Genomic DNA, 16,632 nt, shown 5'->3' with positions numbered 1-16,632 from the left:
TCGCCCGTGCGGTGGGCCGTGACGACAGCGCGTGAAACAAGATCCCAATTCGCAAGATCGCCTTTTCGGCGGTTCTCGAAAATATTCTCGTCCACCTCGTATCCGCTGCGTGACGGCATTTTGGTTCTCGGCAAAAGCTTCGACGGTGTTTTCATCCGTACGGAGACTGGCGGTGGGGCAGGTGCTTGTTGGGGAGAACAGGTCGCCTGGTAGAGGGGATACAGGGGGAGACATGAAGAGGCACGTGCGCGACAGTTTCTTCGTCGTGGGCGAAGGTGTGCTGGAATTCGACGACAAAGGTGTGGCCACCACGCGTCAGCCCTCCACGGCGGAGGAGTTGCGCAGGTTCCGGTTCTCGCGACTGGGGCCGAAGGGGCCGCGCACGGACGAGGAGACGCGGACCGCCCTCGCGACCGCGATCACCGCGAACGTCCCGCAGCCCGACTCGGCCGACCCGGTCGTCCCGGCGGGCTTCACCTACCTCGGCCAGTTCGTCGACCACGACCTGACGATGGACCGCACCGAGTCGCAGCTCGGGCAGGACGTGAACCTCGACGAGCTGCTGCAGGGGCGCTCGCCCGCGCTGGACCTCGACTCGGTCTACGGCCGCGGCCCGCGCGACAAGGACGACCAGGCCTTCTACGCCCAGGACGGCGTGAAGCTCAAGGTCGGCACCACGACGCCGGTCCCGTTCCCGGACGAGGGCACCAACGTCCCGTTCGAGGGCTTCGACCTGCCGCGCCGCGGTGGGACGGCGGGCACGGCGGCGGACCGGCGGCTGCCGCTGATCCCGGACGCCCGCAACGACGAGAACCTCGTGGTGGCGCAGACGCACCTCGCGTTCATCCGCTTCCACAACCGCGTCGTCGACGAGCTCGCGCTCACCGGCCTCACCGGCTCGCGGCTCTTCCGCGCCGCCAAGGAACTCGTGGTGCGGCACTACCAGTGGATGCTCAAGACCGACTTCCTGCCGCGGGTCGTCGACCAGGCGATCGTGGACGACGTCTTCACCCACGGCCGCCGGTTCTTCGAGGTGCCGGGCCGCTGCCGCGACGACTCGCCGACCATGCCCGTCGAGTTCTCGGTCGCCTCGTACCGCTTCGGGCACAGCCAGGTCCGCGACGAGTACCAGTGGAACCGCGTGTTCAACGAGGCGGGACCGGGTGGCATCGCGACGTTGTTCGCGCTGTTCACCTTCACCGGTGTGGCCGGCAACTTCGACCCGGGTTCGCGCACGCCGGGCGACCTCGACGACGTGCACCGCGGCCCGCTCTTCACGTTGCCCAGCAACTGGATCGCGGACTTCCGGCGCCTGTACGACTTCACCGAGGCCGAGCGCGAGGACCTCGTGCCGCCCGCGGCGACCGGCGGCGGCAACGTCACCAAGCGGATCGACACGCTGCTGGTCGACCCGCTGACGCGGCTGCCGGCCGGCACGTTCGGCGGGCGCGGCACGCAGTTCCGGGAGATCGAGCGCAACCTCGCGTTCCGGAACCTGACCAGGGCCTCGATGATGGAGCTCGCCACCGGTCAGCAGATCGCCGAGCTCTTCGGCGTCGAGCCGCTCACCGCCGAGCAGATCCTGGAGGGCAACGGCGGCGCGGTCGTCGAGGGCCTGTCGGAGCAGCAGCGGGCGCAGCTGGTCGAGGCTACCCCGCTGTGGTTCTACGTCCTGCGGGAGGCCGAGGCCGGCGGTGGGCTGATGGGCCCGGTCGGCGGCAGGCTCACCGCGGAGGTCTTCCACCGCGCGATGGAGGGCAGCCGGATCTCGATCGTGCGCTCGCCGTACTGGCGGCCCACGCTCGGGCCGGACTCCAGCACGTTCCGGATGGTCGACCTGCTGCTGTTCGCGTTCGAGGGCAAGGCCGACCTGCTGAACCCGTTGGGCGACTGAACCGCACGCCGGAAGCCGCCCGGTTCAAGGGATCGGGCGGCATCCGCGTCGTTGTAGCTTGTCCTGATGGGGGATTCACTCGCGCCTTTGGCGCATCCGGCTTTCCGCTGGCTGCTCGCGGGTCGGGTCACGACCATCGCGGGCAACGCGCTGGCGCCGATCGCACTGGCCTTCGCCGTCCTCGACCTCACCTCGTCGATCACGTCGCTGGGCGTCGTCGTCGCCGCGCGGTCGATCGCGAACGCGGTGTTCCTGCTCTGGGGCGGCGTCGTCTCGGACCGGCTGCCGCGCCAGCTCGTGCTCGCCGGGTCGTGCGCGGTCAGCTTCGCGAGCCAGGCCCTGATCGCGGCGCTCGTGCTGACCGGGACGGCGTCGGTGACGTGGTTCGTGGTGCTGTCGGTGGTGAACGGCATGTCGAGCGCGTTCTCGCTCCCGGCCTCGATGGCGCTGGTGCCGCAGACAGTGCCGGTCGAGGTGCGCCTGCAGGCCAACGCGGTGCTGCGCCTGGGGTTGAACACCGCGCGCATCGGCGGTGCGGCGCTCGGCGGCCTGCTGATCGCGTTCATCGGTCCCGGCTGGGGCCTCGCGGTGGACGCGCTGTCGTTCGCGCTGGCCGGGGTGTTCTTCGCGCTCGTGCGCGTGCCCGCCGCCCGCCTGCCCGCCGAGCACAGGCCCTCGGTGCTGTCCGAGCTGAAGGTCGGCTGGGCGGAAGTCGTGTCGCGGCAGTGGGTCTGGGTCGTGATCGTGAGCTTCACGCTGGTCAACGCGGCCCTCGTCGGCGGCGTCATGGTGCTCGGGCCGGTGCTCGCGGACACGACGTTCGGACGTGGGGTGTGGGGCCTGGTCCTGGCCGCGCAGACCGCGGGCATGGTCGTCGGCGCGTTCGTCGTGATGCGGTTCAGGGTGCGCCGGCCGTTGCTGCTCGGCGTGGCGCTCGTGTCGGGTTTCGCGGTGCTGCCGGTGGTCATGGTCGTGCACCCGGCGCCGTGGCTGCTGATCGCCACCTCGTTCGTGACCGGGGTGGGCCTGGAGCAGTTCGCGGTGGCGTGGGAGACGGCGCTGCAGCAGCACGTGCCGGCCGACCGGCTCGCCCGCGTCTACTCCTACGACATGCTCGGGTCGTGGGCGGTGATCCCGCTGGCGCAGCTCGCGATCGGGCCGGTGACGCACGCGTTCGGCACGTCGGCCGCGTTGCTCGGGTGCGCCGCGCTCTACCTGATCGCGACCGCGGCGATGCTCGCCTCCCCGTCGGTGCGGGCGTTGACGAACGAACCGGTGCCGGCGCGGTGACCTACACGGCCGCCGTGCCGATCAACCCGTTGCGCGTCACGAGACCTGCGAGTTCGGCTTCGGTCAGCTCCTGCGTGCCGTCGGGCCGGCGCGGCAGCACCATGTACCGCGACTCGGCGTTCGCGTCCCACACCTCGATCCTCGTGGTCTCGGGCAGCGTGAGGCCGAACTGCTCCAGCACCTCGCGCGGGTGGCTGACCACCTTCGAGCGGTACGCCGGGCTCTTGTACCAGGTGGGGGACGGGCCGAGCAGGGAGAGCGGGTAGCAGCTGCAGAGCGTGCAGACGACGACGTTGTGCACGTCGGCGGTGTTCTCGACGACGTGCAGCACCTGTGGTTGCAGGCCGCCGCCCATCGACAGGCCGAGCTCGGGCAGCGCGTCGTTCGCGTCGTCGAGCAGGCGTGCGCGGAAGCCGTCGTCCGTCCAGGCGCGGGCCACGACCCGGAAACCGTTGGCGGGGGAGGACTTCGCCGCGAACGCCTCCAGCACCTGGTCCAGTTCGCGCGGGTCGAGCAGGCCCTTCTCCTCCAGCACCGCCTCCAGGTCCCGGACCTGGGCGGCGATCGCGGAGTCGTCGTGGTCGTCACTCATCGCTGAGGTAGTCCTCCCAGAGGGACAGCGTCACGCTGTGGTCGCCGTGGCCGAAGAGCTCATGTGCGGTGAAGCGCACCAGGTAGACCTGTTGCGGCTGCTGGACGCCCTGGGCGCTCAGGTCCGCGAGCGGGTGGACGCCGTCGCTGCCGACCACCGTGCCGACGTGACCGCGCGCGTAGTGCGGCAGCCGCGTGTGGTGGTCGGGGTCCACTGTGGACGTCCGCACCCGGTCGCCGGTGCGGTAGCGCTCAGACAACGCCCTTCTCCTTCAGGAGCGTCCGGATGGCGCGGAACCAGTTCTCGTAGTAGCTCGACTCGTGGGACATGGTCCGTTCGACGGCGTCGCGGAACTCGTCGAGGTTGTAGACCTTCTGCCCGATCAGCGCGCGGTTCATCGCCATCACGTGCGCCTCCCAGTCGTGGTGGAAGGGCGGTTCGTCGAGCTCCTCGACCACCGGGCCGAACCCGTCGAGGCCTCCGACGTCGTTGGTCCTCGGCATCTCACCTCCTGCGCTCAGCCAGATTCTGCGCCGCCTCCCGCCAGTTCGGGAAGTGGAACTCGAATCCCGCGTCCTGCAGCCTGCCCGGGACCACCCGGCGGCTCTTCAACAGCAGCTCGGTGTCGGTGCGCAGCGCGAACGCCCCGATCTCGGCCATCCAGCTCGTCGCGGGCAGGCCCACGGGCACGTGCCAGGCCCTGCGGAGCTCGCGCATGAACTCCCGCTGCGGCACCGGTCCCGGCGCCGCGAGGTTGACCGCGCCGGAGATCGGTTCCCGGATCAGCAGCGCGACGGCCCGCACGAAGTCGTCGTCGTGGATCCACGAGACGTACTGCCTGCCGCCCGCCACCGGGCCGCCCAAACCGAGCCGGGCCATCCACGACAGGTAGTCGAACACGCCGCCCCGGTCCGGGCTCATCACCATCGCCGAGCGCAGCGCGACCTTGCGGGTGGCCGGGGTGTCGGCCTCCTCCAGTTCGGCCTCCCAGCGCTTGGCGATCTCGACGCTGTAGGCCCAGTAGCCCGGCACGTCCGGCTCCCGGCCGCCGAGCACGCCGGTCTCCTCGTCGTTCGGCGCGTCGAACCGGTGCGCGTAGATCGTTGCCGTGCTCATCTGCAACCAGACCGCCGGAGGGTCGTCCGCCTTCGCGATGGCCTCGCCGACGACGCGGGCCGAGTCGACCCGCGACCGCATCATCTGCTGGAGGTTCTCGGCGTTGTAGCGGCAGCTCACGCTGCGCCCGGCCAGGTTGATGACGACGTCGGCACCGTTGATCTCGTCGGCCCACGGACCGAGCGTGTGGCCGTCCCAGCGCACGCCGGCGCTGCGGCTGATGACCACCACCTCGTGGCCCGCCGCCCTGAGCGCACGGGTCAGCACGCCGCCGACCTGTCCGGTCCCGCCTGGAATCACGATCTTCATGTCGGTGTCCCCCCTCGCGGCCGAAGCTAGTCCCCGGTCGCTGAGAGTCGTGTCAGCTATGCTCGCGGCAAAACGCTCAAACGAACAGGCGGTCGGTCATGCGGGAGTCCAGCGAGGCACGGCGGCAGCGGATCCTGGCCGTCACGGCGTCGCGGGGCACGGTCAAGGTGAGCGATCTGGCCGAGGAACTGGACGTTTCGATCGTCACGATCCGCCGTGACGTCGAGGAGCTCGCCCGCCTCGGCAAGCTGCGCCGCGGGCACGGCGTCGCGCGGTCGCTCACCCCGGTCGAGCAGCCGGAACCGAGACAGGCGGCGAACGGGTCGATCGCGCTGGTCGTGCCGGAGCGCCACACGTACCTCTACGAGACGATGAACGGCGCCCGCAAGACGCTCGAAGAGGCCGGCATGCGGGTCGTCCTGCACATCGCGCCGCAGGTCAGGGGTGCGGAACGGCCCATCGTCGAGAAGGCGCTGACCGAGTCCGTGCAGGGGCTGCTGATGGCGCCGCGGTGGCGCACGTCCGAGGAGGAGACCGAGGACGACTGGCTCGCGGACACCGGCGTCCCGACCGTTCTCATGGAACGCCGGCCGAGCGGCGGGCTGCGCGCGATGAACTCCGTGTGCTCCGACCACTGGTACGGCATGTACCTGGCCGTGAAGCACCTGACGGACCTGGGACACCGCCGGATCGTGCTGGCCGCACGCGACGACAGCCCGACCGCACGCGTGTTGCGCAGGGCGTTCGCGGAGATCTCCGCAGGGCTGGAGGACGCGGTCACGGTGCGGAGCTCGCCCGACGACACCGAGCTCGCGGACGTGCTGCGCGCGCACCGGGCCACGGCGGCGGTGCTGCACGGCGACGAGGACGCGTTGATGCTGGTCCAGCAGCTGATGCGCGCGGGTGTCGACGTGCCGGGGATGTGTTCGGTCGTGTCGTACGACGACGTGGTCGCCTCTCTCGGCAGCATCCCGCTCACGGCCGTCGCGCCGCCGAAGACCGAGGTCGGGAAAGTCGCCGCCGAGCTGCTGCTGCGGAAGCTGAAAGGCGAGGTCACGGCCGCCGAACGGGTCGAGCTGCTGCCCGCGTTGAAGATCCGTTCGTCGACTGAGCGTTTGACCGTTTCTTGACGTAAAACCGATCAGGCGATCAGGATGCGACTCATGCGCCTGAGTCGTCGCACACTTCTCGCGGCGGGCCTCACGGCACCACTGGCGGCCTGCTCCACTCCGCAACGCCGCGGTGCCGGAGGTCCGGTAGAGATCACGTTCTGGTCGGCCCTGCGAGGTAGTCAGCAGGTCGTCGACGCGTTCAACTCCTCGCAGAACCGCATCAGGGTGGTCTTCCAGCAGATCCCCTCGGGTGGGCAGGGCGGGTACGCCAAGCTCAGCAACGCGGCTCGTGCGGGCAACGCCCCCGACGTCGCCACGATCGAGTACCCGCAGGTGCCGGGGTACGCGATCGACGGCGTCGCCAGGGACATCACCGACCTCGTGACCGATCGCGTCAAGCAGAAGATCCTCCCGCAGGCCCTGAAGCTCACGACGTTCGACGACCGCGTGTTCAGCGTCCCCCTCGACGTCGAGCCGATGGTCCTGCACTACCGCGCCGACCTGTTCGAGGCCGGGGGTTACGAGGTCCCGGCCACGTGGGACGAGTTCGCCTCGCTCGCGCGCACGGTCCGCGACAGGAACCCCGACCAGCGGCTCGCGATCTTCCCGACCGACGGCGCCATGCAGTTCGCCTGCTACGCCTGGCAGGCGGGCGCGCAGTGGTTCGACACCAGCGGCGGCAAGTGGCGCGTCTCGCTCGCCGACGAGCCGACGCGGAAGGTCGCGGACTACTGGCAGCGGCTGATCGACGAGGACCTGGTGTTCCGCAACGCCGCCGACAGCAAGCAGCACGACGCGCAACTCGGTCAGGACCGCGTGATCACGAGGCTCAGCGGCGCCTGGGACGCGGGAGCGCAGATGCGGGCCCGTCCGGCGCAGAAGGGCAAGTGGCGCATCGCCCCCATGCCGGTCTGGGACGAGCAGGTCGTCGGCACGCACGGCGGGTCGACGTTCGCCGTCACCAAGGACTCGCGGCAGCCCGAGGCCGCGATGGAGTTCATCGAGTGGCAGTGCACGCACCCGGACGCGCTGACCGCCCGGCTCAAGAGCGGCACGAGCAGCCAGTACCCGGTGGCGCCCGGCCTGGTCGAGGCGGGCGCGAAGGCGTTCCCCGGCGAGTACTACGGCGGTCAGGACATCTACCGGCTGTTCCAGCAGGAGGCGGACAAGATCCGCGACGGCTGGGTGTGGGGGCCGCGGATGACCGCCACGCAGAAGGTCGTGCAGGACGGGTTCGCGCGAGCCGGTGCGGGAGTCGGCACGGTGATCGACGCCCTGCGCGAGGCCCAGAGCGGCACGATGCCGGACCTCAAGGCGCTCGGTCTGTCCACTGAGGAGGGTGCGCGGTGAAGGGCAGGCTCGCCTGCGCCGTGCTGATGGCGCCGTTCTTCGTCCTGCTCGTGACGGTGTTCCTCGTCCCGACCGGGACGGCGGTCTGGCTCAGCTTCTTCGCCGCCGACCAGCCCGGGCTCGGGTTCGGCCCGGAGAGCACCGTGTTCGTCGGGCTGCGCAGCTACCTCGCGGTGCTCAGCGACCCGACCTTCCTGAACGGCCTGCTGACGGTCGTGCTGTACTGTCTGCTCTACATCCCGCTGATGGTCGTCGGTGCCCTGACCCTCGCGTTGCTGCTCGACTCCGGCGTGGCGAAGCTCCGCAGCTGGGCGCAGATGAGCCTCTACCTGCCGCACGCCGTGCCGGGCATCATCGCGGCCCTGATCTGGCTCTACCTCTACACGCCGGGGCTGAGCCCGATCGTCGACCTGTTCGCCAAGGCCGACATCCAGATCAACTTCCTCGGCATCGACACCGTGCTGCCGTCGATCGTGAACATCGCCCTGTGGAGCAACCTCGGCTACAACATGGTGATCTTCTACGCCGCGTTGCAGGCCGTGCCGCGCGAGGTGCTGGAGGCGTCCGTCGTGGACGGTGCCGGCCCCGTCAAGCAGGCCGTGCGGATCAAGGCGCCACTGGTGCGCGGCGCGATCGTCACGGTGGGCATCTTCACGCTGATCTGGGCGCTGCAGCTGTTCACCGAACCGGTGCTGCTCTCGCAGTCGACGCCCATGATCAGCGCCCGGTTCTCGCCGAGCATGTACATCTACGACGCCGCCTTCACCCGCAACAACTACGGCCTGGCCGCGGCCGCGTCGGTGATCCTGCTGGCGTTCACCGTCGCGCTGTCCTACGGCGTCACGCGCTGGACGAACAGGAAGGCCATCTGATGACCCTCCTCGGCCGGACCACGGTGAACGTGGTCGTGGGCATCTCGGTGCTCTACACCCTGCTGCCGGTGATGTGGCTCGTGCTCGCCGCCACGAAGAACGTCGACGCGCTGTTCAACAGCGACCTGTTCGGCGGGTTCTCGCTGGTGGAGAACGTGCAGAACCTGTTCGCGATGGACAAGGGGTTGTACGGGCGCTGGTACCTCAACAGCCTGCTGTACGCGGTGTTCGGCGCGGCCGTCAGCGCGTTCATCTCGATCGCCGCGGGCTACGCGTTCGACAAGTACGCCTTCCGCCACAAGGAGAAGCTCTTCGGGCTCGTGCTCGCGGCGGTCATGGTGCCGCAGACCGTGCTCGCGCTGCCGCTCTACCTGATGGCGTCCGAGGCGGGCCTGGTGAACACGTTCTGGGCGGTGTTCATCCCGGCGCTGTTCAACCCGTTCGGCGTCTACCTCGGCCGGATCTTCGCGCAGGGCTACGTGCCCGACGAGGTGCTGGAGGCCGCGCGCATCGACGGCGCCGGCGACCTCGCCACGTACTTCAGGGTCGCGCTGCGCATGCTCGGGCCGGGGCTGGTCACCCTGTTCCTGTTCCAGCTCACCACGATCTGGAACAACTTCTTCCTCCCCATGGTGATGTTGTCCGACCAGTTGCTCTACCCCGTCAGCCTTGGCCTGTACCAGTGGAACAGTTCGGCCACGGTGTCTCCCGAGTACTACCCGGTGGTGATCATGGGATCTCTCTTCGCGGTGCTGCCGCTGATCCTCGCGTTCATGATGCTGCAACGGTTCTGGAAGGCCGGCATGACCGCGGGAGCCGTCAAGTGAGGGCTGCGGGCGTGATGTCGGCGGAGGCCGCCACCGCCGTCCTCACGCCCGTGCTCGGCTCCCTGGAGGCGGTCTGCGACTTCCAGGGCGTCTTCCCGGACTTCGCGGACGTGCCCGACGTCGACCTGCTCGTGACGGGCTGGGGGTGTCCGCCGATCACGGCCTCCGTGCTGTCCCGGTTGCCTCGTCTGACGGCGATCGTGCACACGGCCGGGTCGGTCAAGGGCTTCGTCACCGACGCGTGCTGGGACCGGGGCATCGCGGTGTCGTCGGCCGCCCAGGCCAACGCGCTGCCGGTGGCCGAGTACACCGTCGCGATGATCCTGCTGAGCGGCAAGCGGGTGCTCGAACGCGCCCGCGAGTACCGCGAGACCAAGCGGATGGCGGTGTACGAGGTGGCTCCTTCGGTGGGCAACTTCGGCGCCGTCGTGGGCATCCTGTCGGCGTCGCTGATCGGCCGCCGGGTGATCGAGCTGCTCGCGCCCTACGATTTCCAGGTGCTGGTGCACGACCCGTTCGTGACCGAAGTGGACGGTGCCGAATCGGTGGGGCTGGCCGAGTTGTTCGAACGCAGCGACGTGGTCAGCGTGCACACGCCCCTGCTGCCGGAGACCGTCGGCCTAGTGAGCGCCGAACTGCTCGGGCTGCTGCGCGACGACGCCGTGCTGATCAACACGGCCCGGGGCGCGGTGGTGGACCAGGACGCGCTGGCGGCGCAGGCCGGGCGGATCCGGGCAGTGCTCGACGTGACCGACCCGGAGGTGCTGCCCGCGGAGCACCCGTTGTGGCACAGCGATGCCGTGCTGATCACGCCGCACCTGGCCGGGTCGCAGGGCAACGAGTGGGGGCGGCTGGGGCGGCACGCGGTAGACGAGGTGCGACGGTGGGCCGCGGGGGAGGGGTTCGCGACCCCGGTGCCGGCGGCGTTGAGGGAGAGGATCGCGTGAGGGAGCCGGACGAAGGGACGCAGTGCGTGAGGGAGCCGGACGAACGAACGAAGCCAGAGCCGGCCGCCGGCCGAGTGAAGGGACCCATTGCGTGAAGCTGCCCGACCCCGACCACACCCTCAGCCCCCGCACCGGTTTCACCCGCGCCCACTGGGTCGCCGCCGCCGACGGCCTGCTCGACGCCGCCTGGCGCCACGCCTCCCCGGACCACGCCTTCCTCGACCTGCCCGGCAGGCCGTCCCGCAGCGGCGTCCGGTCCGACGGCCTGGAGGGCTACGCCCGCACGTTCCTCGCCGCCGCCTTCCGCACCGCGCACGGCGACGACCCGCACAACTGGCTCGAGCGGTACGCCGCAGGTCTCACCGCCGGGACCAGCGGGGAGTGGCCCGCCATCTCCGACGTCGGCCAGCCCATGGTCGAGTCGGCCTCCGTGGCGCTCGGACTGCGCCTCACCAAGCCGTGGCTGTGGGACAAGCTCCCCGAGGAGACCCAGGACCGCGCCGAGGCCTGGCTGAGGGGTTCGCTGCGGCACGTGCCGGCCGCCAACAACTGGTACTTCTTCCCGTACACCGTGGCGTCGTTCCTGGAGAACGCCGGTCGCGGCGACGACGAGACCCGCCGGGCCGAGCAGCGTGCGATGGAGTTGCTCCAAGGCTGGTACGTCGGGGACGGCTGGTACTCCGACGGCGACGGCAGGGCGTTCGACCACTACAACGGGTGGGCGCTGCACCTCTACCCGGCGCTCGACGCGCACCTCGACGGCCGGCCGGTCACCACGCACCTGCGCGACCACCTGAAGAGCTTCCACCTGCTGTTCGGCGCGGACGGCGCTCCGCTCTACTTCGGACGGTCGCTGACCTACCGGTTCGCCGCCGCGTCGGCCGTGGCGCTGGGGGCGGTGACCGGGGAGACGCCGTTGAGCCCCGGCCACTCGCGGTACCTCATCAGCAACTCGCTGCGGTACTTCCTCGACCGCGGCTCGCTCACCGACGGCCTGCTCAGCCTCGGCTGGCACGGGCCGCACGAGGCGAGCCTGCAGCCCTACTCCGGCCCGGCCTCGCCGTACTGGGCGTCGAAGGCGTTCGTCTGCCTGCTCGCCGGCCCCGACCATCCACTGTGGACCGCGACAGAAGAGGCGCAGGACGAGGACCGAACGCTCGCGCTGCCCGGTCCGGGCCTCCTGGTCCAACGCCACGGCGGCATCACGAGGCTGCACAACCACGGCAGCGACCACGTCCGGCCGTTCGAAGGGGAGTACGCGACCGACGACGACCCGCTGTACAGCCGGTTCGCCTACTCGACCTCCACCGGCCCGACCTCGAAGCACAACGTGGCCGACAACCACCTCGGCCTGGTCGTCCGGGGCGACCGCAGCGTGCGCAGGCGGATCCACCCGCTGGGCGCGCGGGACAACTGGGCCGCGTCCTGGCACCGCCCGGTGTTCGACGCGAACCAGGTCATGGTGCCGGGCTTGAAGGTCGAGAGCGTCACGGCCGTGTGGGGTGACCAGGAGCTGCGCGTCCACCGCGTCATCGGCGCGCCACCGGGCACGACGGCCGAGCTCACCGGCTGGGCCACCGACCTGCCGTCCCAGCTCGTCGGGGTGCGGGGCTGGACCGGCGAGAAGTCGCAGACCGCACCTCAGGGCACGGCCTTCACCACCGCCGCACACGTCCCGACCCTCACCGCGGACGTGGAGGGCACGGTCACGCTCGCCGCCGTCGCCGTCCTGAACGGCACCGTCGAGGAGGCGGACTGGGACGCCCGCGTGGACGACCTGCTGGAACGAACCCTCGACGCGGACTAGTGGTGTGGCGCAGGAGGTTGCCGGGGGAATTCGTGGTCAGACGGGTGCATCGTGGTGCCGCCCCCACGTCGTCGTACTGGTTGTACGGGGGCGTGGGGGCGGTGCCGCGAGGCGCCCTGCTGGGCGCGCATCACCTCGCCGACCTCCTGCGCCACACCACTAGACGGGAACGTCGAAGAACGACCGCACCCGCGCGCCCGGCGCGAGCCACGGCTCCACCAGGGCGCGGGCGCGGCCGGGATCGCGGTGGAACAGGCCGACGCGCACGGCGAACACGAGGTCGAACCGCCGGTCGCCCAGGTTCACGTCCTCCAGCGACGCGATGAGGAACTCCGCCTTGCCCGACGCCACGTACGGGGCGTTGCGGCGGGTCGCGGCCTCGACCATCCGCACCGAGCGGTCGATCGCGGTGAGCGTGCCGGTGGACAGCAGCTGGCACACCATCGTGGCGGCCACGCCCTGCCCGCAGCCGATCTCCAGCACCCGGTCGCCGGGCCGGATCGCGAGTTGGCCGACCACACCTCTCAGACGCTCGCTCATGATCCCCATGATGCGTCAGCGCGGCGGGCGGGGCTACTCCCGCGGCCCCGCCCCGCCGGCGGTCAGCCCAGGCCGCCCAGGTTGACCATCCAGTTGACGCCGAACCTGTCGACGAGGTCGCCGTACTCGTCGCCCCACATCTGCTTCTCGAGCGGCGTGCCGATCTTGCCGCCCTCCGCGAGCGCGGTGAAGTACTGGCGCAGCACCTCGTCGTCGCCCGACAGCGACACCGTGATGCTGGAGCCCTGCCGGTACTCCATGCCGGGCGGCGTGTCGGCGGCCATGATCGTGTAGCCGGCGTCGGTCTCCAGCTGCGCGTGCATGATCTGGTCGGCCTGCGGCGTGTCCTGCATGCCGAACTCGCCGAAGGTGTTCATCTTCAGCTCACCGCCGAAGACCGACTGGTAGAACTCCATCGCCTCGCGGGCCTGGCCGTCGAAGCTGATGTACGGGTTGAGGCGAGTGGCCACCGGAATCGCTCCTTCTCCGAGGATGGGTTCGCATCGTCGCAAACCCTTGGCACGCCTACAACTTGAACCTATTCCGTCACCCCGGGGTCACCCTGTGCGACCTTGCCCGCGTACACGAGTGTGGCTTCGGGTGTGAGCGGGTGGAACGTTCCGGCACGCACGTCGCGGTAGGCGCGTTCCAGCGGTGAGCGCTTGAAGAACGACCGTCCACCGAGGACCTCCATCGCGATGTCCACGACCTCGATCGCCTCCACGACGGCCTGCCGCTTCGCCAGCATCACGGTGGTCGTCGCCTCCGGGCCCGCCGTGTAGTCCGAACCGAGCTCCTCGATCGATCCCATCAGCGACCACCACGCCGTGCGCAGCTTGTAGTCCATCAACCCGATCTGCCGGCTGGCGTTCTTCGTCGTCGCGCGGACGGCCACGTCCCGCGCGCCCGACGCGATGCCGAAGTACGTCGCCCCGCACACCGGTGCGAAGTGGACGACCGCGGCGAACAGAGGAGCGCCGAACTCGCCGTGCGGACGGCGGGCCGCGATCTTGTCGGCAGGGATGAACACGTCCTCCAGCACCACGTCGTGGCTGGCCGTGCCGCGCATGCCGAGCGTGTCCCAGGTTTCCTCGATGCGCACGCCGTCGGCGTCGAGAGGCGCGCTGAAGTGCAGCACCTCCTCCCCGAGCACGGCGGACGTGGCCACGACGTTCGCGCGCGGCGACTGGCTGCAGAACGCTTTGCGCCCGTTCACGAGGAACCCGCCGTCGACCGGGGTCGCGGTCGTCGTCGGCCACAGCCAGTCCGACCCACCGCTGGTGGCGATGACCAGGCCTTCCGCCGCCACGCGCCGCAGCACGCCCTCCGCGTCCGGCGCGCCCTTGCGTCTGCGGTAGCCCTGCATCAGCGTCAGGTAGAGGTGCATCGTGACGGCCAGCGCGGTGGCGCCGTCGTGGCGCGCGAGCTCCGCCTGGGCGTAGCAGACCTGGCGCATCGTGGCGCCGAGCCCGCCCAGTTCCTCGGGTACGGCCAACGCCAGGTAGCCCTCCTCGCGCATGGCCTCGTAGGCCTCGCTGACGAACGTGGCGTCGCGGTCGTGCTCGGAGGCGTGGGCCGCCGCGACCGCGCCGATGCGGGCGGCCAGGTCGGTGAACTTCGCGTCGTCTTCCCTCGTGACGGTCGGGAACGTGCCGGTCACACGGGGTGCGTCAAGAGTTGTCATGCGATGAACGTAAGAACCGGTAAGCCCCGCGGGTAGTTCTGAAAGTGAACCGGACGGCGGTAACGAAACACGCCACCGGGCGGAGACTTCCCCTGTGAGGACCTATGCGCAGTACTGCCCGATCGTCCGCGCCGTCGAGGTGCTGGGCGACCGGTGGACGTTGCTGATCGTGCGGGACATGCTCGTCGGTGCCTCGCGCTTCAACGAGCTCTCCCGCGGCCTGCCGGGACTCTCCCGGGCCCTGCTGTCGCGGCGGCTGCGGCAGCTGACGACCGCCGGTCTCGTGCAGCGCACGGGTGACGGCTACACGCTCACGCAGGCGGGGGAGGCGTTGCGCCCGCTGGTGTTCAGCCTCGCCGACTGGGGCGCCCGGTACGCGTTCGGCGACCCGCGCGCCGAGGAACTCGACCCCGAGGTGCTGATGTGGTGGATGCACGGCCGCGTCGACACCAGCGGTCTGGACAAGCGCGCGAACATCGAGGTCCGCATCAGCGACCGGCGACGCACGTTCTGGCTCGTCGTCGAACCCGGTGACGCCTCGATCTGCTACACCGACCCCGGCCTGGAGATCGACGCCGTGCTGGCGTCCGACCTCGCCACGCTCTACCGCATGTGGGAGGGCGAGTTCGAGCTGCTCGACGCGGTCCGCGCGGGCACGATCGAACTGACCGGTCAGCGCTGGGTGGTGCGCGGCCTGCCGGACTGGCTCAAGCTCAGCCCCGTTGCGGAGTACGTGCGCGCGACACGCGCCTGACCAGCGGTTTCGAGGTTTCTCAAGATTTTTCGGCGGTCGTGTCGATCCGGGGTGGTGCCCGTTCGACTCCTCGGTGGAAGGACACGACAGCCCAGGAGGAACCCGAGATGACCGCCACGACCACCGCCCCCGCCGCCATCACCGTCCGCAGGTCCGCCGCCGCCCGCCACGCGACGATCGTGACCCGCGTGCTGATCGGCCTGCTGTTCACCGCGACCGGCTTGAACGGGTTCCTGAACTTCATGCCCGCACCCGATCCGAGCACGATGGCGCCCGCCGGGGTGGCGTTCAGCGCGGCTCTCTACGCCACCGGCTACATGTTGCAGCTCGCGTCCGGCGTCCAGGTCGTCGCCGGTGTGCTGCTCCTCGCCGGCCGGTTCGTGCCGCTGGCACTCGCGCTGCTGGCCCCGGTGGTCGTGAACATCTTCCTGTTCCACGTCTTCCTGGAGCCGAGCGGCCTGGTGACGGGACTGCTCGTGACCGCCGCCGAGATCGGCCTGGCGTGGGCGTACCGCGACCGGTTCCGCCCGATGCTGCAGGCCCGCTAGACCTCACCGGGGAAATCCCCCGCGGGCTCATCGCCGGCGTGGGGATTTCCCTTGGTACAAGGGCGTTCCTACCGGACGAACGCGGCGAGCAGCGCCTGCACCTCGTAGACGTCGACACCCTTGCCGAACTGCTTGGAGATCGGCACGTCGTGGCTCGAGACCCAGATCTTGAGCTCGGCGTCGAGGTCGAAGTGCCCGGCCGTCTCGACCGAGAACTGCGTGATCGCCTTGTAGGGGATCGAGTGGTACTCGACCTTCTTGCCCGTCATGCCCTGCTTGTCGACCAGGATCAGCCGCCGGTCGGTGAACAGGAACGAGTCGCGCAGCAGCTGGTACGCCGCGTGGATCTGCTCCCCGTGCGACAGCAGGCGCCCGAACTCCTTCGCGGCGTCCCGCGGGTCGAGCTTCGACGCGTTCCCCATCATTCCGCTGAGAAGTCCCATACGTCCACGTTTACCAGGCTTTCCCCGGTTCCGGGCCGCCTCCTGGTCATCGCGGCAGAGCGTTGCGCAGGCGGATGCCGCTGAAGGTGTGCGGACCGGCCACGACCTCGTCCCAGAACGGCCACAGGCTCGGCAGCAGCCGCAGTTCGATGCCGGAGGCGCCGTGCAACGCGAGCAGGTCACCGACGGGTTCGGCAGGCCCCAGCGGCGTGACCGGCTCGGTGGCGACGTGCGCGTGGCCACCGCCCTCACCTTCCTCGCCGAACGGCCGGAACGGTGCCGCGTCGAACCGGTACGCGTACAGCTCCGCGGTCCGCATCCGCTCCAGCCACCCGTGCTCGATCGCGTGCACCCTGGCCGTCGGGGAGATCACCAGCACCCGCGGGCACTGCCGCGGGAACCAGTAGTCCGGTGCGCGGTGCGCGTCCACCGCCCACACGTACGCATCGGGCTGCCGCGCCGTCGCCGCCATGTGTGGGACGAACCGCGTGAGCGACGGGTCCTCGGAGAAGTGCATGACCTGACCGGGTTCGGGGCGCATGTGGTC

19 protein-coding genes are annotated in these 16,632 nt (G+C 70.1%); 10 read left to right on the top strand and 9 right to left on the bottom strand.

Annotated elements, in window-relative coordinates; translation table 11 throughout:
* The first annotated feature begins 232 nt into the window (after positions 1–232).
* Both ND450_RS18860 and ND450_RS18855 read left to right on the top strand, forming a co-directional pair.
* Positions 233–1,894: a heme peroxidase family protein gene (locus ND450_RS18860; RefSeq protein WP_253327374.1), complete on the top strand. Its 1,662-nt coding sequence runs from the start codon at positions 233–235 to the stop codon at positions 1,892–1,894.
* A 66-nt stretch (positions 1,895–1,960) separates the two neighbouring features.
* Positions 1,961–3,184 (top strand): MFS transporter, encoded by a 1,224-nt coding sequence (locus ND450_RS18855; protein WP_253327373.1) that lies wholly within the window; start codon positions 1,961–1,963, stop codon positions 3,182–3,184.
* A gap of 1 nt (position 3,185) precedes the next feature.
* Here the strand turns inward: ND450_RS18855 and ND450_RS18850 are convergent, their stop codons facing one another.
* The 4 genes from ND450_RS18850 to ND450_RS18835 are packed head-to-tail and all read right to left on the bottom strand — an operon-like array spanning position 3,186 to position 5,201.
* Complete coding sequence (locus tag ND450_RS18850; RefSeq protein ID WP_253327372.1) at positions 3,186–3,776, bottom strand: nitrile hydratase subunit alpha; 591 nt, start codon at positions 3,774–3,776, stop codon at positions 3,186–3,188.
* Positions 3,769–4,035, bottom strand: coding sequence for an SH3-like domain-containing protein (locus ND450_RS18845; RefSeq protein ID WP_253327371.1), 267 nt, complete (start codon positions 4,033–4,035; stop codon positions 3,769–3,771). Before ND450_RS18845 ends, ND450_RS18850 begins: the two co-directional genes overlap by 8 nt.
* Positions 4,028–4,279, bottom strand: coding sequence for an SH3-like domain-containing protein (locus tag ND450_RS18840; protein WP_218159701.1), 252 nt, complete (start codon positions 4,277–4,279; stop codon positions 4,028–4,030). Before ND450_RS18840 ends, ND450_RS18845 begins: the two co-directional genes overlap by 8 nt.
* A gap of 1 nt (position 4,280) precedes the next feature.
* Positions 4,281–5,201 (bottom strand): TIGR01777 family oxidoreductase, encoded by a 921-nt coding sequence (locus ND450_RS18835; protein ID WP_253327370.1) that lies wholly within the window; start codon positions 5,199–5,201, stop codon positions 4,281–4,283.
* Between the two features lie 98 nt (positions 5,202–5,299).
* On the opposite strand from ND450_RS18835, the gene ND450_RS18830 reads away from it, so the two are divergent.
* From ND450_RS18830 to ND450_RS18805, 6 genes are all read left to right on the top strand, one after another.
* On the top strand, positions 5,300–6,331 hold the full coding sequence (locus ND450_RS18830; RefSeq protein WP_253327369.1) for a substrate-binding domain-containing protein: 1,032 nt from the start codon (positions 5,300–5,302) through the stop codon (positions 6,329–6,331).
* Between the two features lie 33 nt (positions 6,332–6,364).
* Positions 6,365–7,663, top strand: coding sequence for an ABC transporter substrate-binding protein (locus tag ND450_RS18825; RefSeq protein ID WP_253327368.1), 1,299 nt, complete (start codon positions 6,365–6,367; stop codon positions 7,661–7,663).
* Positions 7,660–8,535: a carbohydrate ABC transporter permease gene (locus ND450_RS18820; RefSeq protein WP_253327367.1), complete on the top strand. Its 876-nt coding sequence runs from the start codon at positions 7,660–7,662 to the stop codon at positions 8,533–8,535. Before ND450_RS18825 ends, ND450_RS18820 begins: the two co-directional genes overlap by 4 nt.
* Positions 8,535–9,362 carry a carbohydrate ABC transporter permease gene (locus ND450_RS18815; protein WP_253327366.1) on the top strand — a complete coding sequence of 276 codons (828 nt, stop codon included), beginning with the start codon at positions 8,535–8,537 and terminating at the stop codon, positions 9,360–9,362. The genes ND450_RS18820 and ND450_RS18815 overlap by 1 nt, the downstream gene beginning before the upstream one ends.
* Positions 9,359–10,309, top strand: coding sequence for a hydroxyacid dehydrogenase (locus ND450_RS18810; protein WP_253327365.1), 951 nt, complete (start codon positions 9,359–9,361; stop codon positions 10,307–10,309). The genes ND450_RS18815 and ND450_RS18810 overlap by 4 nt, the downstream gene beginning before the upstream one ends.
* A 91-nt stretch (positions 10,310–10,400) precedes the next feature.
* Entirely contained in the window at positions 10,401–12,116 is a 1,716-nt protein-coding gene (locus ND450_RS18805) for a DUF2264 domain-containing protein (protein WP_253327364.1), read from the top strand.
* Positions 12,117–12,275: 159 nt separating this feature from the next.
* On the opposite strand, the gene ND450_RS18800 is transcribed toward ND450_RS18805, so the two are convergent.
* The 3 genes from ND450_RS18800 to ND450_RS18790 form a co-directional block, all read right to left on the bottom strand.
* Entirely contained in the window at positions 12,276–12,656 is a 381-nt protein-coding gene (locus ND450_RS18800; RefSeq protein WP_253327363.1) for a class I SAM-dependent methyltransferase, read from the bottom strand.
* Between the two features lie 62 nt (positions 12,657–12,718).
* Complete coding sequence (locus tag ND450_RS18795; RefSeq protein WP_089919281.1) at positions 12,719–13,126, bottom strand: VOC family protein; 408 nt, start codon at positions 13,124–13,126, stop codon at positions 12,719–12,721.
* A gap of 68 nt (positions 13,127–13,194) precedes the next feature.
* On the bottom strand, positions 13,195–14,340 hold the full coding sequence (locus ND450_RS18790) for an acyl-CoA dehydrogenase family protein (protein WP_253327362.1): 1,146 nt from the start codon (positions 14,338–14,340) through the stop codon (positions 13,195–13,197).
* A gap of 94 nt (positions 14,341–14,434) precedes the next feature.
* On the opposite strand from ND450_RS18790, the gene ND450_RS18785 reads away from it, so the two are divergent.
* Together ND450_RS18785 and ND450_RS18780 are read left to right on the top strand one after the other, a co-directional pair.
* Entirely contained in the window at positions 14,435–15,094 is a 660-nt protein-coding gene (locus ND450_RS18785; protein ID WP_253327361.1) for a helix-turn-helix domain-containing protein, read from the top strand.
* 107 nt (positions 15,095–15,201) lie between these two features.
* Positions 15,202–15,642 (top strand): DoxX family membrane protein, encoded by a 441-nt coding sequence (locus ND450_RS18780; protein WP_253327360.1) that lies wholly within the window; start codon positions 15,202–15,204, stop codon positions 15,640–15,642.
* Positions 15,643–15,710: 68 nt separating this feature from the next.
* Here the strand turns inward: ND450_RS18780 and ND450_RS18775 are convergent, their stop codons facing one another.
* Positions 15,711–16,085: a PH domain-containing protein gene (locus ND450_RS18775; protein WP_089919274.1), complete on the bottom strand. Its 375-nt coding sequence runs from the start codon at positions 16,083–16,085 to the stop codon at positions 15,711–15,713.
* 46 nt (positions 16,086–16,131) lie between these two features.
* On the bottom strand, positions 16,132–16,626 hold the full coding sequence (locus ND450_RS18770; RefSeq protein WP_253327359.1) for a DUF6886 family protein: 495 nt from the start codon (positions 16,624–16,626) through the stop codon (positions 16,132–16,134).
* Between the last annotated feature and the right edge of the window lie 6 nt (positions 16,627–16,632).

It is taken from the genome of Lentzea sp. HUAS12, from assembly GCF_024125735.1.
In the GTDB taxonomy this organism is placed as follows: Bacteria; Actinomycetota; Actinomycetes; order Mycobacteriales; family Pseudonocardiaceae; genus Lentzea; species Lentzea albida.
Note: the sequence above shows the minus strand (reverse complement) of the source record. Positions and strands in the feature narration are given on the sequence as shown.

Coding starts and splice junctions, on each gene's coding strand:
- ND450_RS18855 (WP_253327373.1), top strand. CDS start 1,961: ATGGGGGATTCACTCGCGCCTTTGGCGCATCCGGCTTTCCGCTGGCTG.
- ND450_RS18780 (WP_253327360.1), top strand. CDS start 15,202: ATGACCGCCACGACCACCGCCCCCGCCGCCATCACCGTCCGCAGGTCC.
- ND450_RS18830 (WP_253327369.1), top strand. CDS start 5,300: ATGCGGGAGTCCAGCGAGGCACGGCGGCAGCGGATCCTGGCCGTCACG.
- ND450_RS18825 (WP_253327368.1), top strand. CDS start 6,365: ATGCGCCTGAGTCGTCGCACACTTCTCGCGGCGGGCCTCACGGCACCA.
- ND450_RS18775 (WP_089919274.1), bottom strand. CDS start 16,085: ATGGGACTTCTCAGCGGAATGATGGGGAACGCGTCGAAGCTCGACCCG.
- ND450_RS18860 (WP_253327374.1), top strand. CDS start 233: ATGAAGAGGCACGTGCGCGACAGTTTCTTCGTCGTGGGCGAAGGTGTG.
- ND450_RS18850 (WP_253327372.1), bottom strand. CDS start 3,776: ATGAGTGACGACCACGACGACTCCGCGATCGCCGCCCAGGTCCGGGAC.
- ND450_RS18770 (WP_253327359.1), bottom strand. CDS start 16,626: ATGCGCCCCGAACCCGGTCAGGTCATGCACTTCTCCGAGGACCCGTCG.
- ND450_RS18790 (WP_253327362.1), bottom strand. CDS start 14,340: ATGACAACTCTTGACGCACCCCGTGTGACCGGCACGTTCCCGACCGTC.
- ND450_RS18800 (WP_253327363.1), bottom strand. CDS start 12,656: ATGAGCGAGCGTCTGAGAGGTGTGGTCGGCCAACTCGCGATCCGGCCC.
- ND450_RS18840 (WP_218159701.1), bottom strand. CDS start 4,279: ATGCCGAGGACCAACGACGTCGGAGGCCTCGACGGGTTCGGCCCGGTG.
- ND450_RS18815 (WP_253327366.1), top strand. CDS start 8,535: ATGACCCTCCTCGGCCGGACCACGGTGAACGTGGTCGTGGGCATCTCG.
- ND450_RS18835 (WP_253327370.1), bottom strand. CDS start 5,201: ATGAAGATCGTGATTCCAGGCGGGACCGGACAGGTCGGCGGCGTGCTG.